Annotated in this window: 2 protein-coding genes; both read left to right on the plus strand. The window is 29.9% G+C overall.

The window, feature by feature from the left end:
- Positions 1–333, plus strand: a 333-nt coding sequence (gene epsC / locus Q0370_RS02945; RefSeq protein WP_299571911.1) for a serine O-acetyltransferase EpsC, incomplete at its 5' end; no start/stop codon positions are given.
- 257 nt (positions 334–590) lie between these two features.
- Complete coding sequence (locus tag Q0370_RS02950; RefSeq protein WP_299571913.1) at positions 591–1085, plus strand: flavodoxin; 495 nt, start codon at positions 591–593, stop codon at positions 1083–1085.
- The last annotated feature ends 292 nt before the right edge of the window (positions 1086–1377 follow it).

A 1377-nucleotide genomic window follows, 5' to 3' on the forward strand; every position in this document is an offset into this window, starting at 1 on the left:
GGAGCAAAGCTGGGAAATAAAATATTTTTTGATCACGGAATGGGAATTGTAATCGGAGAAACAGCGGAAATTGGAGATAACTGCGTTATTTATCATGGGGTAACTCTCGGCGGAGTAAGTACCTCGAAAACTAAAAGACACCCGACTTTAAAAGAAAATGTAACAGTTGGAACGGGAGCAAAACTTTTAGGAAATATAGTAATTGGCAAAAATGTGAGAATTGGAGCAAATTCGGTTGTTTTACGAGATGTGCCTGATGAAGCTGTTGCTGTGGGCATTCCTGCCAGAATTATTCCAAAAACAGAAGAAGATTACTATATGTGGCATATTTGATTTTTTATTTACCTTTGATATTTTAAAATTACAAACAATCTCTTTTTATATTGAATTCCAGTACTTAATTTTAAAGATTTGAATGTAATCTAAAAAATGAATATAAAAATCAAAAAAATTTGACAACCAAAATAAAATATGATATATTTTCTATATGAAAATTGAATAAAACAATTTATTTCCTTGGTTTAGAAAGACAATAAATATCCGGATACATGATATCCAAAATAAATAAAAACTAATAACGGAGGCTTAATATGGCAAAAGTAGGAATTTTTTTCGGATCAACAACAGGCGTAACTGAAGATATAGCTCATAAAATTGCAGAAAAAATTGACGGAGCAGAAGTTTTTAATATTGATGGAAATGAGGATAAATTAGAAGATTATGATGTACTGCTTTTAGGAGCTTCTACATGGGGATTTGGAGACTTGCAGGATGACTGGGCAGCGGTTGTTGATGACTTAGCAAGCAAAGACTTTAAGGGAAAAAAAGTAGGATACTTTGGAAGTGGAGATCAAGGTACTTTCTCTGACACATTTATGGATGGAATTGCTATCATTGATGAAGAAATCCAAAAAACTGGTGCAACAATTATTGGAAAAACTTCAACTGAAGGATATGAATTCAATGAATCAAGAGCGGCAAAAAATAAGGAATTTTTAGGACTTGCTTTAGATGAAGTCAATCAATCTGAATTAACAGATGAAAGAATTGAGGCATGGGTTGAACAAATCAAAAAAGAATTTTAATAACTAACTATGTCTGTGAAAAATATTTTTTCAAATAAATTAATTATTTTCACAAAAGACAAACATAAATATAATTTTAGCTATATATTTATATATAACTAAGATAAATCAATTTTCACAAGTTGATTTTCTCTCCAAAAATAAAGAAGACGTTCATAAGAGCGTCTTTTTTGATTTTTTCAAGTGTTTCTAACTTATACTAAATCTTGAATAAATTTTTATAATAGAGGTATTTGATAGCTAATTCATAATCATTCAACTTTTTTATTTTCGTAGGATTGCTCATCGGTAT

This window comes from uncultured Leptotrichia sp. (genome assembly GCF_938036635.1).
Lineage (GTDB): Bacteria > Fusobacteriota > Fusobacteriia > Fusobacteriales > Leptotrichiaceae > Leptotrichia > Leptotrichia hongkongensis.